The sequence below is a fragment of the Desulfomicrobium aestuarii genome (assembly GCF_055385525.1).
In genome coordinates, this window is record NZ_AP042427.1 from 3,236,248 (window position 1) to 3,260,205 (window position 23,958).

Here is a 23,958-nt window from a genome sequence, read left to right on the forward strand (position 1 = left end):
TGGACGGACACGGACGGGCACGACCAGACCCTGTTCGGGGTGCAGGGGGCGCGCCCCCTGCACCCCGGAGGCATGCTTTACCTGTAGAAGGTTATGTGCACGTTGGGGTTTTGGCGCCATTCGTCGAATTTTTTGCGCAGCCAGCGTTTGAAGATGTTGCGGGTGGCGGGCAGCAGGATCAGGAGGCCCATGATGTCGGTCAGGAAGCCCGGGGTCAGGAGCGTCATGCCGGCCAGGAAGATGAGCAGGCCGTCGAGGAGCTCCTCGGCGGGCATGAAGCCTTGGGCGAGGTTTTCGCGGATGCGCATCATGACGGCCAGGCCCTGCATGCGGGCCAGGTGCGCGCCGGCCAGGGCCGTCAGCAGGACCAGGGCGACGGTGGGCAGGACGCCGATAGCACCGCCCACAGAGACGAGGACGTAAATCTCGGCCACGGGGATGACGGCGAAGAGAAGGAAGAGTTTGCCGAGCATCAGACCTCCCTGCCGGCCAGCTGGTCCATGGTTTCACGGTCGCGCAGGCCCAGGAAGTAGAGGACGCCGTCGAGGCCGACGTTGGAGATGGCTTGGCCCGCGCCCTGCCGGACCACGGGCTTGGCGTGGAAGGCGATGCCCAGGCCCGCCACGTCGAGCATGGGCAGGTCGTTGGCGCCGTCGCCCACGGCGATGACCTGGGACAGGGAGATGTGCTCCTTGGCCGCGATCTCCTTGAGGAGCCGCGCCTTGCCGGGGCCGTCGACGATGTCGCCGACCAGACCGCCGGTCAGCTTGCCGTCGCGAATTTCGAGCTCGTTGGCGTGGACGTAGTCGATGCCCAGGCGCTCCTGCAGGCGGCGGCCGAAGTAGTTGAACCCGCCCGAGAGGATGGCGATGGTGTAGCCGAGGCTCTTCAGGGTGCGGATGAGGCGCTCGGCCCCCTCGGTCATGGGCAGGGTGGCGGCGACATCCTGCAGCACGGATTCGGGTAGGCCCTTCAGGAGGCTCACGCGCTTGCGCAGGCTTTGGGAGAAGTCCAGCTCGCCGCGCATGGCGGCCTCGGTGATGGCCGCGACCTGTTCGCCTGCGCCTGCGCGCTTGGCCAGTTCGTCGATGACCTCGGCCTGGATGAGGGTCGAGTCCATGTCGAAGCAGACCAGGCGGCGGATGCGGCGGAAGGCGTTGTCCTCCTGGAAGCCGATGTCGATGCCCTGCTCGCGGGACAGGTCCAGGAAGGCGGCGCGCATGGCCGAGATGTCTGCGGGCGTGCCGCGCACGGAAAATTCGAGACAGGAGCGCGGCATGGCCGGGGGCACGGCCAGGGACCGGCGGCCAGAGAGGCGCGTAATGCAGTCGATGCTCAGGCCGTTGCCGGTGATGACCTCGGCCATGGCCGCGAGGTTGGCGGCTGTGATGGTCCGGCCGAGCACGGTCACGATGTGGCGCTTGCGGCCCTGCATGCCGACCCACCGCTCGTAGTCGTCCTCGGTGACGGGCGTGAACTTGAGGTTGAGGCCCTGGTTGTGGGCCCAGAACAGGAGGTCCTTGAGGATCGGCGAGGACTCGCTCTCGCGGGGCACCTCGATGAGCACGCCCAGGGAGAGGTCGTCGTGGATGACGGACTGGCTGATGTCGAGGATGGTCACGCCCGAGGCAGCCAGCTGTCCCATGATGCCGGCCAGGAGGCCGTTCCGGTCCGTGCCGGAGATCTGGATGAGGATGATTTCGCGCATAGCTCTCTAGTGCAGAAGGTTCCACATGCGGATGGCGGCCCATTCCAGCACGACGGCAGGGTTGGCGCCGACTTCCAGGCTTTCCAGGGCGTTTTCGACGACGACGCCGACCTGGCGCACGGCGACCACGTCCAGGCGGGAGGCCAGCAGCCGGGCCAGGGCGGTTTCGGGGTTGCCGTAGCCGGCCTGGACCAGGCAGCGCTGCACCTCGCGCAGGACGCCGTCGGCAAGGCTCGCGTCCACGTTGCCCTTGCGGCCCGTCCATTCGAGCCAGGGGCCCCGGCCGGACTGGATGAACTCGGCCAAGGCCTGCAACCACTCGCGCAGATCCGTATTTTCACGGTCGCCGCGCGGCCAGCCCAGGGTCAGCACGAAGCTGCGAGAGACGAGGGTCGGCAGCAGGATCTCGCGGCTGGGGGCCAGGAGGACGAAGACGTTGCCGGGCATGGGCTCTTCCAGGGACTTGAGCAGGGCGTTGGCCGCGCCGTCGCCCAGGGCCTGGGCCTCGGCCAGGATGATTACCCGCGGTCCGCGCCCGGCCGGCGGGTCGCCCAGCACGGCGCGCACCTCGCGCACGGTCTCGATGCTGATGTTCCCCTCGGCGCCGTTCAGTAGGAACAGGTCGCGGCTGGCGTCCTCGGCGACCTGCTGGCAGATGCGGCACTGCCCGCACGGGGGAGATGATTCGCGGCACATGAGGCGCGCGGCCCAGAAGCGGGCCAGGGCCAGGCGTTCCTCGACTGTCCCGCCTTCGAGGAGCAGGGAACGGGGCGGGTTGCCGGCCAGCCGGTCCAGGAAGCCCGCGATGCGGGGCTGGGTGGTGAGGGCGTGCTGCCAGGGTGCGGACATGGGAAAAAAAGGGGAGGCGGACCTCCCCCGGTTTATCTGAGAATGGTTTGGTCGCGGTCCGGGCCCACGGAGACGATGGACACGGGAATGCCGAGGATCTCCTCGATGCGCCCGATGTAGTCGCGCGTGGCCTGCGGCAGGTCGGCGTAGGCGCGGCAGCCGGAGATGTCCTCGCTCCAGCCGGGCATGCTCTCGTAGATCGGCTCCACGTAGGCCATGCCGTTCTCCTCCTGGGGCGGGTAGGCCATGTCCTGTCCCCTGTAGCGGTAGGCGGTGCAGAGCTTGAGCTCGTCCAGACCGCCCAGGACGTCGAGCTTGGTCAGGGCGATCTCCGTGGGGCCGTTGAGGCGCTGGGCCTCGCGCAGGACCACGAGGTCCAGCCAGCCGCAGCGGCGCTTGCGGCCCGTGGTGGCGCCGAACTCCGCGCCCTTCTCCTGCATGTACGCTCCGGGGCCGTCGGGCAGCTCCGTGGGGAAGGGTCCCGCGCCGACGCGGGTGGTGTAGGCCTTGACGATGGCCACGATGCGGTCGAGCATGCGCGGCGAACAGCCGGAACCGGCCGCGGCGTTGCCGGACACGGTGTTGGACGAGGTCACGAAGGGGTAGGTGCCGTGGTCGATGTCCAGGTGCGTGCCCTGGGCGCCCTCGAAGAGGATGCCCTGGGCCGAGAGATCCTGGATGGCCGAGGACACGTCGCCCAGATAGGGCACGAGGCGCCGGGCCACGGGCAGCAGATCGTTGAAGATCTGTTCGGCCGAGAGGGGTTCTTGGCCATAGAGGCTCGTCAGGAGGGCGTTCTTCTCCACCAGGGCCTTCTCGATCTTGCGGCGCAGCAGGGGCTCGTCGGCCAGGTCCGCGGCGCGGATGCCGATGCGGGCGACCTTGTCCTCGTAAGAGGGGCCGATGCCGCGGCCCGTGGTGCCGATCTTGTCGGAGCCGCTCTTGAAATTTTCGCGCGCGCCGTCGATGGCGCGGTGGTATGGCATGATGAGCTGGGTCTTCTTGCTGATCATGAGCCGCGCAGGGCTGACGTCTATGCCGGAGGCGGCGAGCTTGTCCATCTCCTGGCAGAACACGAAGGGGTCCAGCACCACGCCGTTGCCGATGAGGCACTTCTTGCCCGGGTGCAGGATGCCGGAGGGGATGAGGTGCAGGATGGTCTGCTTCCCGTTCACCACCAGGGTGTGCCCCGCGTTGTTTCCGCCCTGGAAACGCACGATGGCGGCCACGTCCGTGGTCAGCAGATCGACGATCTTGCCCTTCCCTTCGTCGCCCCACTGGGCGCCCATGACTACGATATTCGCCATGAATCCGATCTCCTCGTCTTGATGTATTGGCCGTCAGCGCAATGGCAAATGGCTCCTTTCTTTACGGGGCGCAGGCCGTGAAGTCAATTTGTGTCGGATTTGATTTTCGCAAACGGCGTCGAAGGGGACAATCGGCAAAAACATTGCCGTACGCGTACACATGCAATATCTTCGGCCAATGATGAATCTTTAGGACAGTCCGTCACCTCAACCTCGAGCATCCCGGCAGCGCCCCGCACGACGCCTAACCCCGTCCGCGTCCCTGACGAAACGGGCGTACCGGACCGCAGGAGCCCCAATGAACAAAATCGTGGCGCGGTATGCAGACGGCCGCATGGTCAAAGGCACGACGGTGGACTTTTTTCCCACGAAGGACCTTTTTCACGTCAGCGTCGCGGAGAATGGCGGAACGCGCCTGGTGGAGGTCAGCCTCAAGGAGCTGAAGGCCCTCTTTTTCGTCCGCGACTTTTCCGGAAACCCCAAGCACGTCCAGTCCAACGAATTCGACTCGTCGAAGCCCGCGCCGGGGCGCAAGCTCAAGGTGGTCTTCAGCGACGGCGAGGTCCTGGTCGGCACCACCACGGGCTACCAGCCCGGCAGGCCGGGATTTTTCATCGTGCCGGCGGACACCGCCGCCAACACCGAGCGCTGCTACATCGTCACGGCGCATACGCGCGAAGTCACCTTCATCTGAACGGCTCCGGCCCGGACACCCCATGCGCAGAACATTTCTCCTGACCCTGATGGCCATTCTCCTGGGCACCTCCCTTCTGTCGGCCCAGGACGACATGCAGGCCTTCCCCCCGGCCGACGAGGGGATGACGCGCCATATGCTGCGGCTTCCGGCCGAACCAGACGAAACCCTGCTCAAGGTCGAACTGATCCTCGGCAAGGCGGTCCTGACGGACGCGGCCAACAGGTATTTCTTCGGCGGCGAGATCGCGGCGGAGACGATTCCCGGCTGGGGGTACACGCGCTACGTCCTGCCGAGACTGGGGCCCATGGCCGGGACCCTCATGGCCGTGGAACCGTCCGCGCCCAAGGTCGAGCGGTTCATCGCCCTGGCCGGGGAGCCGTACCTGATCCGCTACAACAGCCGCCTGCCCGTGGTGGTCTACGCACCGACGGGCGTGGAGGTGCGCTGGCGCGTCTGGCGCGCCGACGCGCAGCCGCAGACCATGCCGCAGGGCTGATCCCCTCTCGCTTGACGCCCTGGCACAGGATTTGCCGTCCAGGCGGGCCTGTGCTAGGGGCACGTGGATTCGCGCGGCATGACCGGCCGGAGCGATGCGACAATCCATTTTTCCGGAGAACTTTGATGAGCGATCTCAAGAAGATGTATCATACCCTGAACAGGGACTCCTTTCCCGCCGACCTGACCCTGACCATCGGCGACCAGACCATCCGCTACGCCAAGAAGACCTGGAACATCGGCGGCGAACAGAAGGGCCTGCGCTACGGCGAGAACCCGGACCAGCCCGCTGCCCTCTACGAGGTGGCCGAGAGCTCCTTCGCCATGGACGGCGTGGCCTTCCAGCAGGGCCAGCACAAGCTCGTCTCGGCCCTGACCGAGGAGAACCTGATCCAGTCGGGCAAGCACCCGGGCAAGATCAACCTGACGGACGTGGACAACGGCATCAACATGCTGCAGTACCTCACGGCCAAGCCCGCGGCCATCATTCTCAAGCACAACAACCCCTGCGGCGCGGCATGGGCGGCCGAGGGCCTGCTCACGGCCCTGAGCCGAGCCTTCGCCTCGGACCGCATCGCGGCCTTCGGCGGGACCATCGTCGTCAACCGCACCCTGGACAAGGCCTGCGCCGAGTTCATCAATTCGAGCTACTTCGAGGTCATCGCGGCCCCGGCTTTCGACGCCGACGCCCTGGAGGTGCTGACCTCCAAGAAGAACCTGCGCATCATCCGCATCCCGGCCCTGGCCGAACTGGAGAAGATCGTGGGCACGCCCTTCCTGGACATCAAGTCCCTGGTCGACGGCGGCCTCATCGTGCAGGCCTCCTTCCGCAACCGCATCCTGGCCGAGGACGATTTCCTGCCGGCCGAAACGGTCAAGGACGGCACCACGTACATCGCCCGCAAGCCCACGCCGGCCGAGGCCGACGACCTGCTCTTCGCCTGGGCCGTGGAGGCCGGCGTGACCTCCAACTCCATCATCTTCGCCCGCGACGGGGCCACGGTGTCCATCGGCACGGGCGAACAGGACCGCGTGGGCTGCGTGGAACTGACCATCCAGAAGGCCTACACCAAGTACGCCGACCGCCTTGCCTTCGTGCGCCACAACCTCTCCCTGTACGAGCTCAAGATGAAGGCCAAGGCCGATGCGGCGCTGGCCGCATCGCTGCAGGACATCCTGGCCAAGACCGAGGCGGACAGGGGCGGCCTGCCCGGCACGGTCCTGGTCTCGGACGGCTTCTTCCCCTTCCGCGACGGCGTGGACCTGGCCATCGCCCAGGGCGTGACGGCCATCGCCCAGCCCGGCGGGTCAATCCGCGACTGGGAGATCATCCAGGCCGTGAACGAGGCCTCCCCGCAGGTGGCCATGGTCTTCACGGGCCAGCGCTCCTTCAAACACTAAACCCGGCCTCCGGGCCGCCTTCACGGGCCGGCTCCGGCCGGCCCGCGCGCGACGCGCATAAGGTCTCACATGTCCACCTCCCCTTCCCTGCAGCCGGGCTGCATCATGGAGTTCCTGCAGGACAACCAGCCCGTCACGGCCTGGGTCCTCGACGTGCAGGGCCCGCGCCTGCGGGTCTTCACGGCCGGACAGCGGGAACTCAAGCTCCCGGTCTCGCGCGCCCTGCCGTGGACCGGGCCGCAATGCGCTGCCGGCTCCAGCCGCCAGGACATGCTGGACCTCCTGCGCACGCACAACGGCCGCCGGGAGCGCCTGGCCGAGGCCGTGGACGCCCTGGAGATCTGGGACCTGGCCCAGGGCGAGGTCGACGAGGCGGAGATCGGCTGGTTCGCGAGCCTCGTCTTCGAGGACCCGAACCCCGACCAGATGGCAGCCCTGGGACGCAAGCTCCTGCAGACCAAGACCCATTTCAAGTTTTCGCCCCCGGCCTTCGAGATCTACTCGCAGGAGACCGTGGAGCGACGCCAGGAGGAGCTGCGCAAGGCCCAGGAGCGCGAGCGCCTGGTGGGCTTCGGCCAGGTTTTCCTCAAGGGGCTGTGGGACGCCTTCTGCAAGCGCCGCAGCGCCCTGCCGGAGCCCGACGAGGAGCAGACCGCGCGCATCCGCGACCTGCTCATGACCCGCCTGTGCAACCCCGACGACCGGGACTCGGACGCCCTGTGGAAGACCATGACCCAGGGCCTGCCCGAGGAGCCCCATCTGGCCCTGTTCCTGGCCCAGGCCTGGGGCATCGTGCCGGCCCACTTCAATTTCCACCTCTGCCGCGCGCAGTACGACTGGGAGCCCGGCTGGGCGGAACCCTTCGCCGGGGCCGTGGAGGCCCAGAAGGAACGCGTCCTGCTGGGGCGGCAGGAGCCCATGGCCGAGATCGTGACCATCGACTCGGCCACGACCCAGGACATCGACGACGGCTTCGAACTCACGCGCGGCGAAGACGGCTTCCGACTGCGCCTGGCCCTGGCCTGCCCCTGCCTGGAATGGGAGTTCGGGAGCCCCCTGGACCGCGCCGTGCAGCACCGCTTCAGCTCCCTCTACCTGCCCGAGGGAACGAGCCACATGCTGCCCGAGGAACTGGGGACCCGCTTCTTCAGCCTCAACGCCGGGCAGGATCTGCCGGCCCTGGTCATCACCTTCGACCTCGACCCCGAGGGCGACCTGCGGGGCTTCGCGCCCGAAGTCGCCTGGGTGCGGGTCGCGGCCAACCTGACCTACACCGGCGTGGAAACGGACATCGCCGAGGGCGCGACCGGCATGCTCCGCGACGCCCGGGACCTGGCCCACCTGCTGCGTCAGGCGCGCATCTGCGAACACGCCGTGATCATGGACCAGCCCGACCCGCGGGTCGTGCTCGACGGCGACCCGGCCAACCCGCAGGTCGGAATCGCGCAGAGCCCGTCAACTCCCGAGGCGCAGACCATCGTCTCGGAATTCATGATCCTGGCCAACAAGGCCATGGGCGCCTGGGGCCTGGAGACGGGCACGGCCCTGCTCTACCGCACCCAGAACATCACCCTGCCCGCCGAGAGCGCCGGCGTGTGGAGCGAGCCCACGGACATCTACCGCATCATCAACAACATGGGCCCCTCCATCCTGGAGTGCGAGCCGCGGCGCCACGCCACCATCGGGGCCAAGGCCTACGCGCCCGTGACCTCGCCCCTGCGCCGCTACTCGGACTTCATCAACATGGCCCAAATCGCGGCCCGGCTCACGGGCCGGGGGCGGCTCCTGAGCCAGTCCGAGCTGGAAAGCCTGCTGCCGGTCCTCTCCAGCCGATCGGAACTGGTCGGCCAGGTCCAGCGCATGCGCCCGAGATACTGGAAATACGAGTATTTCAGGCAGAATTTCAAGAAGATGCGCTGGTCCGGCGTCATCGTGGACCCGGGGTCCGTACTGGTGACCATCGCCCTGCCGGAGCTGCAGCTCTTCCTCAAGGCGCCGCGCAAGATCTTCGGCGACAAGATCCGGCTTGGGCAGCGCTTCGCCATCCGCATCGGCAAGGTCGATCCCCTGAACAACGAGATCAAGATCGTCGAAGCCTGGGAAGAGGAATGAACTTGTCCGGCCAACGGTTTTGCCGTAGTGAAATGCGGCACATGGCATCCGCCAAATCCAAAGACCAAGGAGTGAGAACATGGTGACAATATTCTGGCTCGCGATCAGCTACCTTCTGGGAGCCATGCCCTTCGGCCTTCTGATTTCCCGCACCTGCTGCGGCATCGACCCCCGCGAAGAGGGCAGCGGGAACATCGGCGCCACCAATGTAGGCCGCCTGTGCGGCACGAAATACGGAGCCATGACCCTGGCCCTGGACGTGCTCAAGGGGTTCATCCCCGTGCTGCTGGCCACGAGCTTCTCGGATTCGTACTTCTTCCTGACCCTGGTCGCCACGGCCGCGGTCTGCGGCCACATGTTCTCGGTCTTCCTGCACGGCAAGGGCGGCAAGGGCGTGGCCACATGGGTCGGCGCCTTCCTGGCCATTTCGCCCTGGGCGGTGATCATCTGCGGCCTGGCCTTCCTGGCGGCCCTGTACTTCTACAATTTCGTGTCCCTGGCCTCCCTGGTCATGGTGGCGCTCATGCCCGTGATCCTGCTCTTCCAGGGCCTCTTCGGCGCCATCCCCATGGCCCTGGTCCTCATGGCCCTCATCTTCTGGAAGCACTCGGAGAACATCCAGCGCCTCACGGCCGGCACGGAGCACCCCTGGAAAAAGAAGGAATAACCGGATTTTTTGCGGATCGACGCCAAAGCGCGGAAGCCTCAGGGTTTCCGCGCTTTTTCGTTTTCAGGGCAAGGACTAGAGCAGCGCTTTGACGCGTTCGACAAGGGGGGCGAGGGAGGGCCGCTCTATGGCGGAGATGAAGACCGCGTCGGGATGGACGAAGGCCAGGGCCTCGCGGGTCTCCTCCGAGATGCGGTCAACCTTGTTCAGGGCCAGGACGCGGGGGATGGTGTCGATGGACAGGTCGCGCAGGATGGATTCCACGGCCTCGAGCTGGGCCTCCATCTCCGGGTGCGACGCGTCGGCCACGTGCACGAGCACGTCGGCGCCCTCCAGCTCCTCCAGGGTGGCCATGAAGGCCTCGCGCAGGTCGGCCGGCAGATGGCGGATGAAGCCCACGGTGTCGGTCAGGATGATCTCGCGGTCCTCTGGGAAGCGCAGGCGGCGGCTGGTGGGGTCCAGGGTGGCGAAAAGCTTGTTCTCGGCCAGGACGTCGCTCTGGGTCAGGGTATTGAGGAGCGTGGACTTGCCCGCGTTGGTGTAGCCCACCAGGGAGACCACGGGCAGGCCGGCCTTGTCGCGGCGGCTGCGCGTGGCCTTGCGGTGCTTGCGCACGCTGCCGAGCTCGGTCTTGATCTGGGCGATGCGGGCGCGGATCTTGCGACGGTCCATCTCAAGCCGCGTCTCGCCCGGCCCGCGGCCGCCGATGCCGCCCGTCAGGCGGCTCAGGGCGCGGTTCTGGCCCACCAGGCGGGGCATCATGTACTTGAGCTGGGCCATCTCGACCTGCAACTTGCCTTCGCGGGTCTGGGCGTGCTGGGCGAAGATGTCGAGGATGAGCTGAGTGCGGTCCAGGACCTTGCGCTCGGTGATCTGGCTGACATTGCGCTGCTGGGTCGGGGTCAGCTCCTGGTCGAAGACCAGGGTGGCCGCGTTCTTCTGCAGGGCCAGGACCTCCAGTTCGGCCAGCTTCCCCCGGCCCAGGATGAGCTTGGGGTTGACCTGGCTGACGCGCTGCACCACCGTGCCGACCACCTCCAGGCCGGCCGTGGCCGCCAGTTCGGCCAGCTCGGCCAGGGACCGCTCCTGCACGCCCTTGGGCTGGGAGCCGACGCTGACCAGGATGGCCGCGCCCTCGCGCGCCGAGGAAGCCACGGTCTGCCCTGTGCGGGCCAGTTCGTCTTCCAGGGCCTTAGCGCTGGCCCCGAAATCGAAATCCACCTCGTCCCAGATCACGGCCGGGTGCACCTGATAGGGCAGCTCGTCGGCGTTGGGCGGCAGCAGGTGCGCGAACTGACAGGTGCGCGGCGCGCCGTCGGGGCTCACGGTCAGCACGCAGACAGCGTCCAGGCGCAGGAAGGCCATGTCCATGAGGTCTTCCTGGGTCAGCAGGGACGAATCGAGGTGGGTGTGCAGCAGGCGCAGGCCCGACAGGCGCGACTCGGCCTGGCGGTGGCGGGACAGCTCGGGGATGAGGATGCCGTCCTGCTCGCCGACGATGACCATGACGGGCACGCCCTTGCGGTTGATGAGCACGCCCAGCTGGCGGCCGATGCCGCGGCTCAGGATGGCCAGTTCGCGGGCCTGGTCCGGGGTGAAGCCGCCCTGGTCTGGGAAACGGCGGTTGTAGAGGCGCGAGATGGCCGCGGTCTGGCTGGGCTTGAGGCCCGTGAGATTGCCGAGGGGTTTGGATGCTATGACGTGTCTCCGTCGCCGGTTCGGGCCGGCGGGGCCGCCCCTAGGGGCGGCTCAGGTACTCGGTGATCATGCGGTCGTATTCCGAGGTCAGCGCGAATGTGGCCACGGCCATGCGCTTGCGGAATTCGAGGGAGAGGCTGCCGCCGTTTGCCTTCATCTCCTGCATGCACTCGGCGTAATGGGCCGGGTCGGGGATGACGGCCACGGAGTGGAAGTTCTTGGCCGAGGCGCGCAGCATGGTCGGGCCGCCGATGTCGATCTGCTCCACGGCCTGCTTGTCTTCCAGGGTCTGGCGCACGGCTTCGGCGAAATTGTAGAGATTGACGCAGATGAGGTCGAAGGGCGCCAGGCGCAGATCCTTGAGGGTGCGCATGTGGGCGGGGTCGTCCTTGTCGGCCAGGATGCCGGCGTGGACGTGCGGGTGCAGGGTCTTGACGCGGCCGCCCAGGATTTCCGGGAAGCCCGTCACGTCGCTGACGGAACGGACCTTGAGGCCGGCCTGGACGAGCTTCTTGCGCGTGCCGCCCGTGGAAACGAGCTCGACGCCCTGTTCCTGCAGAAATCGCGCAAAGTCCTCGAGTCCGGATTTATCTGTGACGCTCAGGATGGCCCGGCGTATTGGCAGCATGTTCATGGTGTTCCCCCCTCTCGAAAAGAATGTTCGCCGTGCACTGCCAGCTTTGACCGCAATATGCAACAGCGCGGTCAGGCCCCCGAAAACCGGGACCTGACCGCACAGGGAGGGGAACCGACAGCGTTTTAGAGCTGAGCCAGAAGCTCGGCCGCCGGGCCGTAGGCCGGGTCCATCTCCAGCAGGCGCTCCAGCTGCGCCTTGGCATCGGCCGGACGGCCGCAGGTCGTCAGGCAGCCGCCCAGGGCGTAGCGGACCTCGCTCTTGCCGGGGTTGAGTTCGAGATAGTGCTCCAGAGGAGCGATGGCCTCGCCCGTGCGGCCCAGCATGTGGGACGTCTGGACGAGCCCGAAGAGGGCGATGATGTTTTCGGGGTTGGCCGTCAGGGCGCGGCCGTACAGGTCGAAGGCCTCCTCGTGCCGCCCCTGCTGGGCGCAGATGAGGGCCATGCCGGCCAGGGACTTGTCCGAGGACGAGATGCCGTCGGCCTTGCGGTACATGGCCATGGCCTGGTCCAGGTCGCCGCGCTGCACGGCGATGGTCGCCAGTCCCAGGTACGGGTCCGGATGGACGCCGTTGCTGCCCGCGGCCTTGTGGTAATAGCTCTCGGCCTTGTCCAGTTCACCCATGAAAAGATAGCACTCGCCAAGTTCCTTGTTGATTTCGTAATCCAGATGCGAACTCATGGTTCCTCCTCCTTGTCGTCAGATCGGGTATGCTTTGTCATCCACCCGGCAGCAAGCAACATTGATGCCAGCCAAGCAACCCTCCCCCGCCGCCAAGTCCCGTCGTTTCATTTCCATCGCCAATATACCGGATTGAAACGCGTATTCCCGGTTTTTCGTTTCTGGAATGGTCATTGCAAAACCGTCGTCGTCAACGACCCGGCTCCGCCACCGCGCGGCCAAGCACATGCCGGAATGACAAGGGGTTACCGATGAAAAGCCTGTTTCCCGATCACCTGGATCTGACGGCCAAGGTCATGGACTTCCAGCTCCAGCGTCAAAACATCGTCAGCGCCAACCTGGCCAACATCAACACGCCCGGCTACAAGGCGCGGCGCCTGGAGTTCGAAAAGGACCTGCAGGCCGCCCTGGGGCTGGCCGAAGGCGGAGCCATGGCCAAAACGCACCCGGACCATTTCCCGGCGGCCTTCTCGCCGGAACAGACCGAAGCCAGCGTGACCAAATCCCTGACGCCAAGGGTCATCCAGGGCGTGGACAACGTGGATCTGGACACGGAAATGGCGGCCATGGCCAAGAACAACCTGCTCTACAGCACTCTGACCACCGTCATGCAGAAGAATTTCGCCGGCATGAAGCAGATCATACAGGATGGAGGCAAATAATGGACTTCATGACATCCATCGACATCGGCGCGTCCGCCCTCAAGGCCGAACGCACCCATCTGAACGTCATCTCCATGAACCTGGCCAACGCCAAGACCACCAGGACCGTGGGCGGCGGCCCCTATCGTCGCAAGGAAGCCATCTTCAAGGAGACCGAGGTGGACAGCCCCTTCTCCAAGGCCATGAACTCGGCCCTGGACCAGGAGGTCAAGGGCGTGCGGGTCGAGTCCATCCAGAACGACCGCAGGCCCCTGAAGCAGGTTTACGAGCCCGGGCACCCGGACGCCGACGAGGAGGGCTACGTCAGCTACCCGGACATCAACGTGGTCGAGGAGATGACCAACATGCTTCAGGCCATGCGCGCCTACGAGGCCAACGTCTCGACCATCACGACATCCAAGAACATGTTCACCAAGGCCCTGGAAATCGGCCGCTAGGCCGCACATTGACGGATATCACGAAGGAGGAGTTCCATGGCGGTGTCACCGATGGCCATCAAGGCCTATTCCGCGGCCAGCGAGCTTTTGAACAATCCCAAGGGACTCGGCGCCAAGAAGAGCGCCACGGCCGAGGCGACCCAGTCCTTCGCCGAGACCATCGAGGAGTCCCTGGCCAAGGTCAACGACATGCAGACCGAAAAGGCGCGCATGATCCAGGATTTCGCCTCGGGCAAATCCCAGAACGTGCACGAGCTGATGATCTCCCTGCAGAAGGCGGGACTGGCCATGGACATGACCTCCGCCGTGCGCAACAAGGTCATGCAGGCCTACCAGGAACTCATGCGCATGCAGTTCTGATCCGTAATCACAACGAGGACTCACCATGCCCCCATTTCTGCAGAACACTCTGGCCAAGGCCACGGACTTCTGGACGAACAAATCCCTGGCCCAGCGCATCCTCCTCGGAGGGCTGCTGGCCTCGCTCATCCTCACGTTCTTCGGCATGATCTTCTGGATGAACAGAACCGACTACAGGGTCCTCTACAGCCAGCTCTACCAGGAAGACGCCGCCAGCGTGGTCAGCTACCTGCAGAAGGAGAAGATCCCCTACCAGATCTCCGAAGGTGGCTCGGCCATATTGGTGCCTGCCGACATGGTCTACGAGGCCCGGCTCAAGCTGGCCGGCGAAGGCTCCCTGCACGGCCAGGGCGTGGGTTTCGAACTCTTCGACGAGAACAACATCGGCCAGACCAATTTCGTCCAGGGCATCAACTACCAGCGCGCCCTGCAGGGCGAGCTGTCGCGCACCATCTCGGAACTGGCCGAGGTCGAGAGCGCCCGCGTGCACCTGGTGCTGCCCAACAAGAGCCTCTTCGTCGAGGAGCAGGCCCCGCCGTCGGCTGCCATCATGCTCAAGCTCAAAGGGGGACGTTCCCTCTCGGCCCAGCAGGTCCAGGCCATCGTCAACCTGGTGTCCACCAGCGTCGAAGGCATGACGGCCGAACACATCACCCTGGCCGACAGCCGGGGCAAGGTCCTGTACGAGCCCAAGTCCGAAACGGACATGACGGGCATGACCTCCACGCAGCTCGAATATCAGACGGGCCTGCAGCGAAGCCTCGAACAGCGCATCGAGCAGCTCCTGGTGCCCATCCTCGGCCCCGGCCGGGTCATCGCCAGGGTCAACGCAGACCTGGACTTCAACCGCACGACCATCCGCAAGGAAATCTTCGACCCCAAATCAGCGGTGGTCCGCAGCGAGGTCAAGAGCGAGGAGGAGAGCCGCGGCTCGGCCAATGTCGCCGGCGGCACGCCCGACCCCAACTACCAGGGCGAGAACGACCAGATGGCCTCGGGCACGGCCCAGTCCAGCACGCGCACCTCCGCCACGACCAATTTCGACATCAACCGCGAAGAGCAGCAGATCGTTTCCCAGGTCGGCAGCATCAAGCGCCTGAGCGTGGCCGTGCTGGTTGACGGGAAGTACACGCAGCAGCAAGATGGGACATTCGCCTTCGAAGCCCTGCCCGCCGACCAGCTCGCGCAGCTGCGCCAGCTGACGCAGCGCGCCGTGGGCTTCGACGAGAACCGCGGGGACGCCATCGAGGTTTCCTCCATCTCCTTCGGCGAACCGGCCGGAGCCGAGCAGGCCCCGCTGCTGGACGTGGCCTCCAGGTACTTCCAGCTCCTGGGCAAGCCGCTCCTGAACACGCTGGTCATCCTGCTCTTCCTGCTCTTCGTGGCCCGCCCCGTGGTCCTGGCCCTCATCCGGCCCAAGGTCGCGGAGCCCACCACCGTGCAGGAGGCCCAGGAGCTCGGCGCGGCCCAGGAGCTCATGGCCCTGACCGAGGGCATGAGCGAAGAGGATCTGGCCGCCGTGGACGCGGTCAAGCGCATCGAGAACGCCAAGCATCTGGCGCAGCAGCTGGTGGACCAGAACATGGACCAGGCGGTCATGATCATGCGCCAGTGGCTGACCCAGGGAGAAGCATAAATGGCACTACCCGTCGGAAAGCTGACCGGACCCCAGAAGACGGCCATCCTCATCCTGGCCCTGGGCGACTCCTTCGCCTCGGAGGTCTTCAAGAAATTCGACCGCTCCGAGATCACGGCCGTGTCCCGGGCCATGGCCAAGCTCGACAGCGTGGGCAAGGAGCAGGCCGAGGAAGTGCTGCGCGAGTTCAACCAGGCCATGACCATCGGCAAGGAGATGCTCTACGGCGGCCCCGAGCAGGTGCGCAAGATGATCTCCTCCAACCTGGATTCCGACACGGCCCGCTACATCCTGGACGAACTCGATTTCGAGTCGGGCCCCGTGCCCTTCAAGGAGCTCGGCAACGTCAGCCCCAAGATCCTGGCCCAGATCCTGCGCAACGAGCATCCGCAGACCCTGGCCCTCATCCTGGGCCACCTGCCGCCTGAGAGCGCCGGCAACCTGCTGCAGAACATGAGCCCGGGCGTGCGGGCCGAGGTGCTCATCCGCCTTGCCAAGCTGGAGGCCGTGGCCGAGGAGATGCTCGTGGAAGTGGACCGCGTGCTGCAGAGCCAACTCATCGCCATCGGCGGCAAGGAAGGCCGCAAGGTGGGCGGCGTGAGCTCCGTGGCCGAGATCCTGAACGCCATCGACCGGGCCACGGAAGAGGAGATCATGGCCGACATCGAGGAGGAGAGCGCGCAGCTGGCCGAGGAGATCAAGCAGCTCATGTTCGTCTTCGAGGACATCATGAAGATCGACGACCGCGGCATCCGCGAAATCCTCAAGGAGATCAGCAACGAGGACCTGACCATGTCCCTCAAGACCGCCCCCGAGGAGCTGCGCGAGAAGTTCTTCAAGAACCTGTCCGAGCGCGCCGGCAACATGATCCGCGAGGACCTCGAGATCATGGGCCCGGTCAAACTCTCGGAAGTCGAGGCCGCTCAGCAGAACATCGTCAAGCAGGTGCGCCGCCTGGAGGCCGAGGGCCGCATCGTCATCGCCGGCAGCGGAGGCGAAGTCCTTGTCTGAGCACCCTCCCCTCACCGGACGGCTCATCCACGGCCTGCGCCACGGCGACTTCAGCGCCATGAACCGCCCCGCGGCCGCAACCTGGAACGAGGAAACAGAGGCCAGATACATGGAACAGGTACGGGAACGCGCCCAGCAGATGGCCAGGGAGATCCTGGCCCAGGCCCTGGCCGAGGCCGAGCGGATCCGCCGCCAGGCCAGGGACGAAGGGCTGGCGGCCGCCCGGGACGAGGTCAATGCTCTCGCCACGGCCGAGGCAGCGAAGGTCTCCGGTTTCCTCGGCGACTTGCAGGCCGCGCTGAACGCCGAGAAGGAACGCGTCACCGCCGAACACCGGCAGACCCTTTTCAGGGTCTTGCAGCTCGCTTTCGAGAAGACTCTCGGCGTGATGCTCGACGAGGAGCGCGAACGCGTGCTGAACGCACTTTTCGAGGAGGCCATGGCCCAGCTGCAGACCACGGGCTGCATCACGGTCCACGTCTGCCCGGCCGATCTGGACCTGGCCAGAAGCCTCGTCGAGAAAACCCGCGAGCAGCGCCCCGATCTGCCGGAACTGCGCGTCTGCCAGTGCGCGGACCTCGAATTCGGCGGCGTGCGCATCGAGAGCGGGGACGGCCTGGTGGACAACTCCGTGGCCAGCCGCTTCGAACAGGTCCGGGCCATCCTCGACGGGTTCAAGGACAATTCATGACGGCCGACCTGGACGGCACGCTGCAGCTCCTCTCGGGCCTGCAGCCGGCCCAGGCCTACGGCAAGGTGACCAAGGTCGTGGGCCTGGTGGCCGAAGGCCGCGGCATCAAGGCCCCCCTGGGCTCCGTGTGCCAGCTGCTCCCCGGCGACCCGAACCGGCCCGTCATCAACGCCGAGGTCGTAGGCTTCCGCGACGACGTCATGCTGCTCATGCCCTACGGCGAGATGCGCGGCATCCGCCCCGGGAGCCTCATCCGCAACACGAGCACGCCGCCCCATTTCCCCGTGGGCCAGCGCTACCTCGGGCACGCCGTCGACGCCTTCGGCGCGAGCCTCGACCCCGGCGTGACCCTGCACCCGGCCCGCCACTACCCCCTGCACGCCGACCCGCCCAACCCGCTGACGCGGCCGCGCATCATCGACCCCCTGGACGTTGGAGTGCGCGCCGTCAACGGGCTGCTGACCCTGGGCAAGGGCCAGCGCGTCGGCATCATGGCCGGCTCGGGCGTGGGCAAGAGCACGCTGATGGGCATGTTCGCGCGATACACGTCGGCCGACGTCAACGTCATCGGGCTCATCGGCGAACGCGGCCGCGAGGTCGTGGATTTCATCGAGAAGGATCTGGGGCCCGAGGGGCTGGCGCGGTCGGTCCTGGTGGTGGCCACCTCGGACCAGGGGCCGCTGGTGCGCATGCGCGCGGCCTACGCGGCCACGGCCATGGCGGAATTCTTCCGCGACCAGGGCAAGGACGTGCTCTTCATGATGGACTCGGTCACGCGCTTCGCCATGGCCGCACGCGAGGTGGGCCTGGCCGCGGGCGAACCGCCGACCACGCGCGGCTACACGCCGACGGTCTTCTCCCACCTGCCCCGCCTGCTGGAGCGGGCCGGCAGGTCGGCCAAGGGCAGCATCACCGGCATCTACACCGTGCTGGTCGAGGGCGACGACTTCAACGAGCCCGTGGCCGACGCCGTGCGCTCCATCCTGGACGGCCACATCGTCCTGACCCGCGACCTGGCGGACCAGGGCCACTACCCTTCCATCGACGTCCTCAAGAGCGTCAGCCGCCTGGCTTCTGACGTGACTCCCGCCCCCGTGGTCGCCGCAGGGCGCAAGCTCATCCGGCATCTGTCAACCTTCCGGCGCGTCGAGGACATGGTCAACATCGGGGCCTACGCCCAGGGCACCAACGCCGAGATCGACCAGGCCCTGGAGATGATCTCGCCCATCAGAAACTTCCTGCAGCAGAGCATCGAGGAGCGCTCCTCCCTGGAGCAGTCCTTCGACGCCCTGCAAAAGCTCACGGGTCAGCCCGTCCACAAGTCCGTCAGGCCCCGCGCCTAATCGATGGACCCTCCGGCCACACGCAGCACCTCCTCATAGGTCGTCACGCCGCGGATGACACGCTCCATGCCGTCGTCCATGAGGGAGCGCACGCCCTTCCCGCGCACCAGCGACCGCAGGTCCGCCAGGTCCACGTTGCGGCGGATGGCCTCCTTGACCTCCGTGTCGTAGGGCAGGATCTCGAAGATGCCGGTGCGACCGTAATAACCCGTCTGGCGGCAGTGATCGCAACCGCGCCCCTTCCACAGCATCTGGTCCCTGGCGATGTAGCCGGCCAGCCCCAGGGCCGTGATCTCGTCGTAGTCCGGCCTGAACTGGGCCTTGCAGTTCGGACAGATGTTGCGCACCAGGCGCTGGGCCATGCAGCCGATGACGGCGGCGTTGATGAGGTAGGCGTCCAGGCCCAGGTCCAGCAGTCGGGTCAGGGCGGAGCTGGCGTCGTTGGTGTGCAGGGTCGAGAAGACGATGTGCCCGGTCAGGGCCGCCTGCACGGCCTGCTCCGCCGTCTCCAGGTCGCGCATCTCGCCTATCATGACGATGTCGGGGTCCTGGCGCAGGATGTGCCGCAGCATCTGGCCGAAGGTCACGCCGATGCGCGACTGGATGCCGATCTGGTTGAAATCGTCGACCACCATCTCGATGGGGTCTTCGAGGGTGACCACGTTGACCTGCGGGTTGGCCAGGACCTTCAGGGTCGAGTAGAGCGTCGTGGACTTGCCGCTGCCCGTGGGGCCCGTGACCAGGATGAGGCCGTAGGTGTGGCGCAGGAAGCGGCTGAAGGTCTCGAACTGCTCGGGCAGCATGCCCAGCTCCTGCAGGTTCTTGAGGGTGCTATCGCTGGAGAGCAGGCGCAGGACCATCTTCTCGCCGAAGGCCACTGGCACCGTGGACACGCGCACGTCCGTCGGCACCCCCGCCAGGACCAGCTGCACGCGCCCGTCCTGGGGCCGGCGCTTTTCGGAGATGTCGAGACGGCTCATGCCCTTGAGGCGGTTGATCATGGCCAGGTGCACGGTCATGGGCAGACGGTGCAGGTCGTGCAGGATGCCGTCGATGCGGAACCGGACCAGGGCGTGGTCGCGCTTGGGCTCGACGTGGATGTCGCTGGCCCGCTCGCGCAGGGCCGAGCGCAGCAGGTAGTCCACGGCCTTGATGATGTGCCGCTGGGAGTCCGGGTCGGACTTGTCGGCCACCTTGACCCGCGCCTCGAGGTTGCCGATCTCGTTGGAGGACATGAACTCGATCTCGGCGGCCTGGATGGCCGTGCGGAACTGGTAGTAGTCGTCGATGAGACGGTTGATGTCCTGGCGGGTGGAGAGAAAGACCTTGTAGGGCAGGTCGCTGACCCGCTCCATGTCGTGCCACAGCTCGGGCCGGAAAGGGTTGAAGGCCGCAAGCTCCAGCTCCCCGTCGCGGATCATGATCGGGACCAGGGTGTTCATGCGCGCGAAGCTCTCGGAGATGGTCTTGGTGGTCACCTCCAGGTCCAGATCGAAGGGGTCCACCCGCCTGAACTCAATCCCCTCGCGGCGCGCCACGGCCTTGAGGATGACGTCCTCGGTGATGCGCATCTCCGGGCCGCCGGGCTCCTTGGGCGCCTTGCGGATGTTGAAGCGGATGAGGCTGTCGATGCCCTCGCCGCAGTCCAGGTCAATGTCGTTCTTGCGCGCGTGCTCCGTGATGACGCCGGCCTGAGCCGCGCTGATCTCCCCTTCGCTCGTCAGGGTCTCCAGCAGATACCGCAGGGAATAGGTGATCCGCTTATTCTTCACGTTGTGCTGCATGGCTTTCCCCCGCGTTCATGGCGAGAATTCTGTCGATGATGGACGTGGTCGAATGGCCCGGAAGGAGCGGGATGGACAGCACCCGGCCACCGCGCGCCTCGACCAGGTCGCGGCCGACGATGCGGTCCACGCTCCAGTCGCCGCCCTTGACCAGGACGTCGGGGGCCACGACCCTGATCAGCTCGTACGGCGTATCCTCCTCGAAGACCACGACGTGGTCGACGCAGGCCAGGGCGGCCAGGACCATGGCACGGCTGGCCTCATCGTTGACGGGCCGGGTCGGCCCCTTGAGGCGGCGCACCGAGGCGTCGCTGTTGAGGCCGACCACGAGGCGCTCGCCCAGATCCCGCGCGCGCTGGAGGTAGTCAACATGGCCGGGGTGCAGGATGTCAAAGCAGCCGTTGGTGAAGACCACGCCGCCCCTGCCTGCAAGCGTATGCGCCTCGTGGCGCCCTAAAATCTTGTTCCTGGTGTTGTGCATGGGTTCATGGGGTTTGACGTGAGCAAGGCCGTGCCGTACATGACGCGGAAAATTCCGCCGGGTAACGCGATGTCCAAAAGCTGGCTAAAGACCAAACACGATTCCTTCGTCCGCGACGTGCTGCGCGATTTCTGCCAAATCGCCAGCGCCATGGAAACACATTTTTCCGAATACGACGCAAGCGGGTCCGTCAGCTTCCACTTCTTCGACGACATCCTCGGCCGGCAGAACAGCAAGGGCCTCCTGTGGCGCCTCAAGGACACGTCCCACCTGCTGTTCCGCAACGAGGAACCGTCGCACCTGTCGGTCCTTGGCGAATACCTGGACTGGGCCCTGGGCTACATCTTCCACGAGTGCATCAAGCTCAAGGAGGACGCCTACCAGCAGATGAACTACAAACCGCGCTTCAAGCAGCTGCAGCGCAGCACGTCCCTGACGCCGGAAGAGCAGCATATCGGCACAGAGCTCTACGCAGTCATCAGGCAGACGTCCGAAAGCATCGAGCGGGAGGTGCGCCGCGTGCGCTTCATCCTCTTCCACTGCAAGCGCATGTTCATCCTATATCTTCCCCTGCACCGTGAAAACCCCTTGCTGGCGCGTTTTCTGTACGCCCAGAACGACCTTGTGCGCAGCGTGTTCAAAGGGTACTCAGACGAATTGATCGAGTCCGTGTACGCCGACGGCATGCACCGCATGTACGAACTGGCTGCCCAATCCCTGGAGGAAGGCGGCTGGCTCGACGAAGCGGCCAAGGCCCGCGACGCGGCGGCCAAAGCTCAACGGCCGGAAAAAACACTTGAAATCGCCGCCGGCGATGCTAGGTTTTCAAACAATGGCTCGTGATATTTCCAAACCTTAACGAACGTGAAGGATGCCACCATGCGTTACATGAAATGTCTCGTCCTCGCCCTGCTGCTCGCCTCGTGGGGCTGCGCCGGATCGGACCTTATGGGATCCGATTCCCAGGACCCGGCCGCACCCAAAGCTCAGCAGAGCTTCTTCTATGATTACAATGATATACGCGTTCCGGAAGAAATGGAGATCCAGACCGACAAGTCCAACATCACCCCGACGGCGGACGGCAAGTTCGGCACCATGAAGTTCAAGGGCTGGGCCGAACCCATCTCCCTCTTCGACTTCTTCTTCCACAACATGCCCAAAGACGGCTGGACCATGGTCACCTACCAGAAGTATCAGCGCTTCTTCCTGGTCTTCACCAAGGACAACCGGGTCTGCATGATCACCATCGAGGAAACGCCCCTCTGGTACACCTGGCTCGAAATCAAGGTCAGCCCCAAGGTCGGGAACACCTACTCCCCGGCCTACTCCACCGGCGGCCAGCCCATGGACACCTATCCGTCCTCGGGTTCCACGGGCGCGCCCGCGGAAGGTGAAAGGACCCTCAGCCAGTGATCCCGGCCCACTACCTCTTCGACACGTTTCACGGGAAACGCGTCCATCTTGGAGTCACGGGCTCCATCGCAGCCTACAAGGCCCTGGATCTGACCAGGGCCTTTCTTCGTCTGAACATCCAGGTCGGCGCGACCCTCACCGAGTCCGCCCGCCGGTTCGTCACGGACCTGTCCTTCGGGGCCCTGGGCGCAGACCCCCTGTTCACGGACATGTTCACCTCCGGGGCGGACTTCGACCATCTCGAACCAGCTGTCGCCGACGCGTTCGTCGTGGCCCCGGCCACGGCCAACATCCTGGCCAAGATGGCCCACGGACTGGCCGATGACCTGCTGAGCTGCCAACTGCTGGCCTACCCCGGCCCCGTCCTCGCGGCGCCGGCCATGAACCCGCGCATGTGGTCGGCTCCGGCCACCAGGCACAACTGGGAAGTCCTGGGACAGCGAGGCGTGGTGCGCATCGAGCCCGAATGCGGCGACGTGGCCTGCGGCGACACGGGCCAGGGACGCCTGGCCCCCATCGAGGAAATTTTCATCCGCACCCTGGCCGCCCTCTCACCCCAGGATATGCGCGGCAAGAAGGTCATGCTGACTCTGGGACCCACCAGGGAATATTTCGACCGCGTCCGCTTCTGGTCCAACCCGTCCACCGGGACCATGGGCGCCTGCCTGGCCATCGCCGCCGCCCTGCGCGGGGCCGAGGTCACGGCCGTGACCGGGCCCGTGGACCTGCCCCTGCCGGCCATGATCCGCCGCATCCCGGTGACCTCGGCCCGGGAGATGTTCGAGGCTGCCGGCGCCGTGTTCCCTTCCCAGGACATCGGCTGCTTCACAGCGGCCGTTGCGGACTTCCGGCCGCCGGCCTGCGAACTGGGCAAGTTCAAGAAAGGCGGCGCGCCCTTGGCTTTGACCTTCGAGCCCAACCCGGACATCCTGGCCACCCTGAGCGGCAGCAAGAAACCCGGCCAGGTGACCATCGGCTTCGCGGCCGAGGCCCAGGATCTGGAGCGCAACGCCGCCGGCAAGCTCGAACACAAGAACCTCGACCTCATCGTGGCCAACCCCGTGGACGAGGCTGGCGCCGGTTTCGCCACGCCCACCAACCGCGTGCTCGTCATGGACCGCCACGGCAGGCGCGAATCCTGGCCGCAGCTGCCCAAGACAGAAATCGCCTGGAGGATCTGGGATTGGATCTTGATGAATACGCCCTGACCGAAACCCAGCGCACGCTGAAGCGTCTCGGCATCACCCACCTCTGGCGCAGGCCCGAAATCCCGCAGCAGGAACCCGCGCCGCAGGAACCCGGCCCGTTCGTCGAGGAAACCGCACAGGCGGTCGCCGAACCAGCCCGCAAGCCGGTCGCCCAAGGATTTCCGGACCAGGGCCCGAGCCGTGTCGAGGAGCCTGTGCCGCCGCTTCTGCGCTCCCTGTTTCACGGGAAACAATCGCCCGTCCGCACGCTGTGGACCTACGTCGGCCTGTTTGCCGACATGCAGCAGCCCACCCCGCCCCCGCGCCTGGACATGTTCAGGAAAATCCAGGCCAGCGTCCGCTCGCACCTGGGCTGGCCGGAGAACGATATCTGCGCGTGGCCTCTCGATGTTTCGCCGGGGCTCCTTGCCCAGGGCTTACGGTTCTTCGCTCCACGCATCATCATCTGCTTCGGACCGGCGTCGCCCGTTTCAGGTGACCCGAACTCCGGCAACGCGGCTGCCTTGTTTGGAAGCTCCGAACTTCGATTGCTACCGAACCTCGAAGACATGGCCGCAGGCGACAAGCAGCTCAAAAACGACGCCTGGCAGATTCTGCAGGGCATCCGCAACTGAATTTCCCTTCCGCCAAAACGATCCACCTGCATCATTTTTCACGCACACAATTCCGTATTGCCCAGAA

25 protein-coding genes are annotated in these 23,958 nt (G+C 65.9%); 16 read left to right on the top strand and 9 right to left on the bottom strand.

From position 1 onward, the window contains the following. Positions 1-77: 77 nt before the first annotated feature. Genes ACZ5AC_RS14945 through ACZ5AC_RS14960 form a run of 4 tightly spaced genes read right to left on the bottom strand, consistent with a single transcriptional unit; the run spans position 78 to position 3,864 of the window. Positions 78-473, bottom strand: a complete 396-nt coding sequence (locus ACZ5AC_RS14945) for an FxsA family protein (protein WP_464248366.1) — start codon at positions 471-473, stop codon at positions 78-80. Further along, entirely contained in the window at positions 473-1,708 is a 1,236-nt protein-coding gene (gene serB / locus ACZ5AC_RS14950) for a phosphoserine phosphatase SerB (RefSeq protein ID WP_464248367.1), read from the bottom strand. Before serB ends, ACZ5AC_RS14945 begins: the two co-directional genes overlap by 1 nt. A gap of 6 nt (positions 1,709-1,714) precedes the next feature. Continuing rightward, entirely contained in the window at positions 1,715-2,557 is an 843-nt protein-coding gene (locus tag ACZ5AC_RS14955) for a DNA polymerase III subunit delta' (RefSeq protein ID WP_464248368.1), read from the bottom strand. Between the two features lie 32 nt (positions 2,558-2,589). After that, complete coding sequence (locus ACZ5AC_RS14960) at positions 2,590-3,864, bottom strand: adenylosuccinate synthase (protein ID WP_464248369.1); 1,275 nt, start codon at positions 3,862-3,864, stop codon at positions 2,590-2,592. Between the two features lie 298 nt (positions 3,865-4,162). On the opposite strand from ACZ5AC_RS14960, the gene ACZ5AC_RS14965 reads away from it, so the two are divergent. From ACZ5AC_RS14965 to plsY, 5 genes are all read left to right on the top strand, one after another. After that, positions 4,163-4,558: a DUF6982 domain-containing protein gene (locus ACZ5AC_RS14965; RefSeq protein ID WP_464248370.1), complete on the top strand. Its 396-nt coding sequence runs from the start codon at positions 4,163-4,165 to the stop codon at positions 4,556-4,558. Positions 4,559-4,580: 22 nt separating this feature from the next. Further along, complete coding sequence (locus tag ACZ5AC_RS14970) at positions 4,581-5,057, top strand: ecotin family protein (protein WP_464248371.1); 477 nt, start codon at positions 4,581-4,583, stop codon at positions 5,055-5,057. Between the two features lie 125 nt (positions 5,058-5,182). Continuing rightward, on the top strand, positions 5,183-6,457 hold the full coding sequence (locus tag ACZ5AC_RS14975) for an IMP cyclohydrolase (RefSeq protein ID WP_464248372.1): 1,275 nt from the start codon (positions 5,183-5,185) through the stop codon (positions 6,455-6,457). Between the two features lie 69 nt (positions 6,458-6,526). Next, complete coding sequence (locus ACZ5AC_RS14980; RefSeq protein ID WP_464248373.1) at positions 6,527-8,569, top strand: ribonuclease catalytic domain-containing protein; 2,043 nt, start codon at positions 6,527-6,529, stop codon at positions 8,567-8,569. Between the two features lie 79 nt (positions 8,570-8,648). Further along, positions 8,649-9,236 carry a glycerol-3-phosphate 1-O-acyltransferase PlsY gene (plsY, locus tag ACZ5AC_RS14985; RefSeq protein WP_464248374.1) on the top strand — a complete coding sequence of 196 codons (588 nt, stop codon included), beginning with the start codon at positions 8,649-8,651 and terminating at the stop codon, positions 9,234-9,236. A gap of 75 nt (positions 9,237-9,311) precedes the next feature. Here the strand turns inward: plsY and hflX are convergent, their stop codons facing one another. The 3 genes from hflX to ACZ5AC_RS15000 all read right to left on the bottom strand — a co-directional run bounded on the left by hflX (position 9,312) and on the right by ACZ5AC_RS15000 (position 12,251). Continuing rightward, positions 9,312-10,772 (bottom strand): GTPase HflX, encoded by a 1,461-nt coding sequence (gene hflX, locus ACZ5AC_RS14990; RefSeq protein ID WP_464248375.1) that lies wholly within the window; start codon positions 10,770-10,772, stop codon positions 9,312-9,314. Between the two features lie 202 nt (positions 10,773-10,974). Further along, entirely contained in the window at positions 10,975-11,568 is a 594-nt protein-coding gene (locus ACZ5AC_RS14995; protein ID WP_464248376.1) for an IMP cyclohydrolase, read from the bottom strand. A gap of 125 nt (positions 11,569-11,693) precedes the next feature. Beyond that, positions 11,694-12,251, bottom strand: coding sequence for a tetratricopeptide repeat protein (locus tag ACZ5AC_RS15000; protein ID WP_464248377.1), 558 nt, complete (start codon positions 12,249-12,251; stop codon positions 11,694-11,696). A 251-nt stretch (positions 12,252-12,502) separates the two neighbouring features. On the opposite strand from ACZ5AC_RS15000, the gene flgB reads away from it, so the two are divergent. The 7 genes from flgB to ACZ5AC_RS15035 are packed head-to-tail and all read left to right on the top strand — an operon-like array spanning position 12,503 to position 18,391. Further along, the gene (gene flgB / locus ACZ5AC_RS15005; RefSeq protein WP_464248378.1) at positions 12,503-12,913 is read left to right on the top strand and encodes a flagellar basal body rod protein FlgB; all 411 of its coding nucleotides are present in this window, start codon (positions 12,503-12,505) and stop codon (positions 12,911-12,913) included. Beyond that, entirely contained in the window at positions 12,913-13,350 is a 438-nt protein-coding gene (gene flgC / locus ACZ5AC_RS15010; protein ID WP_464248379.1) for a flagellar basal body rod protein FlgC, read from the top strand. Before flgB ends, flgC begins: the two co-directional genes overlap by 1 nt. A 36-nt stretch (positions 13,351-13,386) precedes the next feature. After that, positions 13,387-13,710, top strand: a complete 324-nt coding sequence (fliE, locus tag ACZ5AC_RS15015; protein ID WP_464248380.1) for a flagellar hook-basal body complex protein FliE — start codon at positions 13,387-13,389, stop codon at positions 13,708-13,710. Between the two features lie 25 nt (positions 13,711-13,735). Then, entirely contained in the window at positions 13,736-15,346 is a 1,611-nt protein-coding gene (gene fliF / locus ACZ5AC_RS15020; protein ID WP_464248381.1) for a flagellar basal-body MS-ring/collar protein FliF, read from the top strand. Next, positions 15,347-16,357, top strand: a complete 1,011-nt coding sequence (fliG, locus tag ACZ5AC_RS15025) for a flagellar motor switch protein FliG (protein ID WP_464248382.1) — start codon at positions 15,347-15,349, stop codon at positions 16,355-16,357. Further along, positions 16,350-17,048 (top strand): FliH/SctL family protein, encoded by a 699-nt coding sequence (locus tag ACZ5AC_RS15030; RefSeq protein WP_464248383.1) that lies wholly within the window; start codon positions 16,350-16,352, stop codon positions 17,046-17,048. The genes fliG and ACZ5AC_RS15030 overlap by 8 nt, the downstream gene beginning before the upstream one ends. Continuing rightward, positions 17,045-18,391 (top strand): FliI/YscN family ATPase, encoded by a 1,347-nt coding sequence (locus ACZ5AC_RS15035; protein ID WP_464248384.1) that lies wholly within the window; start codon positions 17,045-17,047, stop codon positions 18,389-18,391. The genes ACZ5AC_RS15030 and ACZ5AC_RS15035 overlap by 4 nt, the downstream gene beginning before the upstream one ends. On the opposite strand, the gene ACZ5AC_RS15040 is transcribed toward ACZ5AC_RS15035, so the two are convergent. Then, on the bottom strand, positions 18,388-20,175 hold the full coding sequence (locus ACZ5AC_RS15040; protein WP_464248385.1) for a GspE/PulE family protein: 1,788 nt from the start codon (positions 20,173-20,175) through the stop codon (positions 18,388-18,390). The genes ACZ5AC_RS15035 and ACZ5AC_RS15040 overlap by 4 nt on opposite strands. Next, positions 20,153-20,656 (bottom strand): D-glycero-beta-D-manno-heptose 1-phosphate adenylyltransferase, encoded by a 504-nt coding sequence (gene rfaE2, locus ACZ5AC_RS15045; RefSeq protein ID WP_464248386.1) that lies wholly within the window; start codon positions 20,654-20,656, stop codon positions 20,153-20,155. The genes ACZ5AC_RS15040 and rfaE2 overlap by 23 nt, the downstream gene beginning before the upstream one ends. Before the next feature lie 69 nt (positions 20,657-20,725). On the opposite strand from rfaE2, the gene ACZ5AC_RS15050 reads away from it, so the two are divergent. From ACZ5AC_RS15050 to ACZ5AC_RS15065, 4 genes are read left to right on the top strand one after another with little or no spacing between them, the layout of a single operon-like run. Continuing rightward, positions 20,726-21,499 carry a hypothetical protein gene (locus ACZ5AC_RS15050; protein WP_464248387.1) on the top strand — a complete coding sequence of 258 codons (774 nt, stop codon included), beginning with the start codon at positions 20,726-20,728 and terminating at the stop codon, positions 21,497-21,499. A 36-nt stretch (positions 21,500-21,535) separates the two neighbouring features. Next, the gene (locus tag ACZ5AC_RS15055; RefSeq protein WP_464248388.1) at positions 21,536-22,069 is read left to right on the top strand and encodes a hypothetical protein; all 534 of its coding nucleotides are present in this window, start codon (positions 21,536-21,538) and stop codon (positions 22,067-22,069) included. Further along, on the top strand, positions 22,066-23,277 hold the full coding sequence (coaBC, locus tag ACZ5AC_RS15060; RefSeq protein WP_464248389.1) for a bifunctional phosphopantothenoylcysteine decarboxylase/phosphopantothenate--cysteine ligase CoaBC: 1,212 nt from the start codon (positions 22,066-22,068) through the stop codon (positions 23,275-23,277). Before ACZ5AC_RS15055 ends, coaBC begins: the two co-directional genes overlap by 4 nt. Then, entirely contained in the window at positions 23,253-23,891 is a 639-nt protein-coding gene (locus ACZ5AC_RS15065; RefSeq protein WP_464248390.1) for a hypothetical protein, read from the top strand. Before coaBC ends, ACZ5AC_RS15065 begins: the two co-directional genes overlap by 25 nt. Positions 23,892-23,958 lie beyond the last annotated feature (67 nt).

Excerpts from the sequence above, each read along its gene's own strand:
- ACZ5AC_RS14945 (WP_464248366.1), bottom strand. The coding sequence starts at position 473 with ATGCTCGGCAAACTCTTCCTTCTCTTCGCCGTCATCCCCGTGGCCGAG.
- serB (WP_464248367.1), bottom strand. The coding sequence starts at position 1,708 with ATGCGCGAAATCATCCTCATCCAGATCTCCGGCACGGACCGGAACGGC.
- ACZ5AC_RS14955 (WP_464248368.1), bottom strand. The coding sequence starts at position 2,557 with ATGTCCGCACCCTGGCAGCACGCCCTCACCACCCAGCCCCGCATCGCG.
- ACZ5AC_RS14960 (WP_464248369.1), bottom strand. The coding sequence starts at position 3,864 with ATGGCGAATATCGTAGTCATGGGCGCCCAGTGGGGCGACGAAGGGAAG.
- ACZ5AC_RS14965 (WP_464248370.1), top strand. The coding sequence starts at position 4,163 with ATGAACAAAATCGTGGCGCGGTATGCAGACGGCCGCATGGTCAAAGGC.
- ACZ5AC_RS14970 (WP_464248371.1), top strand. The coding sequence starts at position 4,581 with ATGCGCAGAACATTTCTCCTGACCCTGATGGCCATTCTCCTGGGCACC.
- ACZ5AC_RS14975 (WP_464248372.1), top strand. The coding sequence starts at position 5,183 with ATGAGCGATCTCAAGAAGATGTATCATACCCTGAACAGGGACTCCTTT.
- ACZ5AC_RS14980 (WP_464248373.1), top strand. The coding sequence starts at position 6,527 with ATGTCCACCTCCCCTTCCCTGCAGCCGGGCTGCATCATGGAGTTCCTG.
- plsY (WP_464248374.1), top strand. The coding sequence starts at position 8,649 with ATGGTGACAATATTCTGGCTCGCGATCAGCTACCTTCTGGGAGCCATG.
- ACZ5AC_RS14995 (WP_464248376.1), bottom strand. The coding sequence starts at position 11,568 with ATGAACATGCTGCCAATACGCCGGGCCATCCTGAGCGTCACAGATAAA.
- ACZ5AC_RS15000 (WP_464248377.1), bottom strand. The coding sequence starts at position 12,251 with ATGAGTTCGCATCTGGATTACGAAATCAACAAGGAACTTGGCGAGTGC.
- flgB (WP_464248378.1), top strand. The coding sequence starts at position 12,503 with ATGAAAAGCCTGTTTCCCGATCACCTGGATCTGACGGCCAAGGTCATG.
- flgC (WP_464248379.1), top strand. The coding sequence starts at position 12,913 with ATGGACTTCATGACATCCATCGACATCGGCGCGTCCGCCCTCAAGGCC.
- fliE (WP_464248380.1), top strand. The coding sequence starts at position 13,387 with ATGGCGGTGTCACCGATGGCCATCAAGGCCTATTCCGCGGCCAGCGAG.
- fliF (WP_464248381.1), top strand. The coding sequence starts at position 13,736 with ATGCCCCCATTTCTGCAGAACACTCTGGCCAAGGCCACGGACTTCTGG.
- fliG (WP_464248382.1), top strand. The coding sequence starts at position 15,347 with ATGGCACTACCCGTCGGAAAGCTGACCGGACCCCAGAAGACGGCCATC.
- ACZ5AC_RS15035 (WP_464248384.1), top strand. The coding sequence starts at position 17,045 with ATGACGGCCGACCTGGACGGCACGCTGCAGCTCCTCTCGGGCCTGCAG.
- ACZ5AC_RS15040 (WP_464248385.1), bottom strand. The coding sequence starts at position 20,175 with ATGCAGCACAACGTGAAGAATAAGCGGATCACCTATTCCCTGCGGTAT.
- rfaE2 (WP_464248386.1), bottom strand. The coding sequence starts at position 20,656 with ATGCACAACACCAGGAACAAGATTTTAGGGCGCCACGAGGCGCATACG.
- ACZ5AC_RS15050 (WP_464248387.1), top strand. The coding sequence starts at position 20,726 with ATGTCCAAAAGCTGGCTAAAGACCAAACACGATTCCTTCGTCCGCGAC.
- ACZ5AC_RS15055 (WP_464248388.1), top strand. The coding sequence starts at position 21,536 with ATGCGTTACATGAAATGTCTCGTCCTCGCCCTGCTGCTCGCCTCGTGG.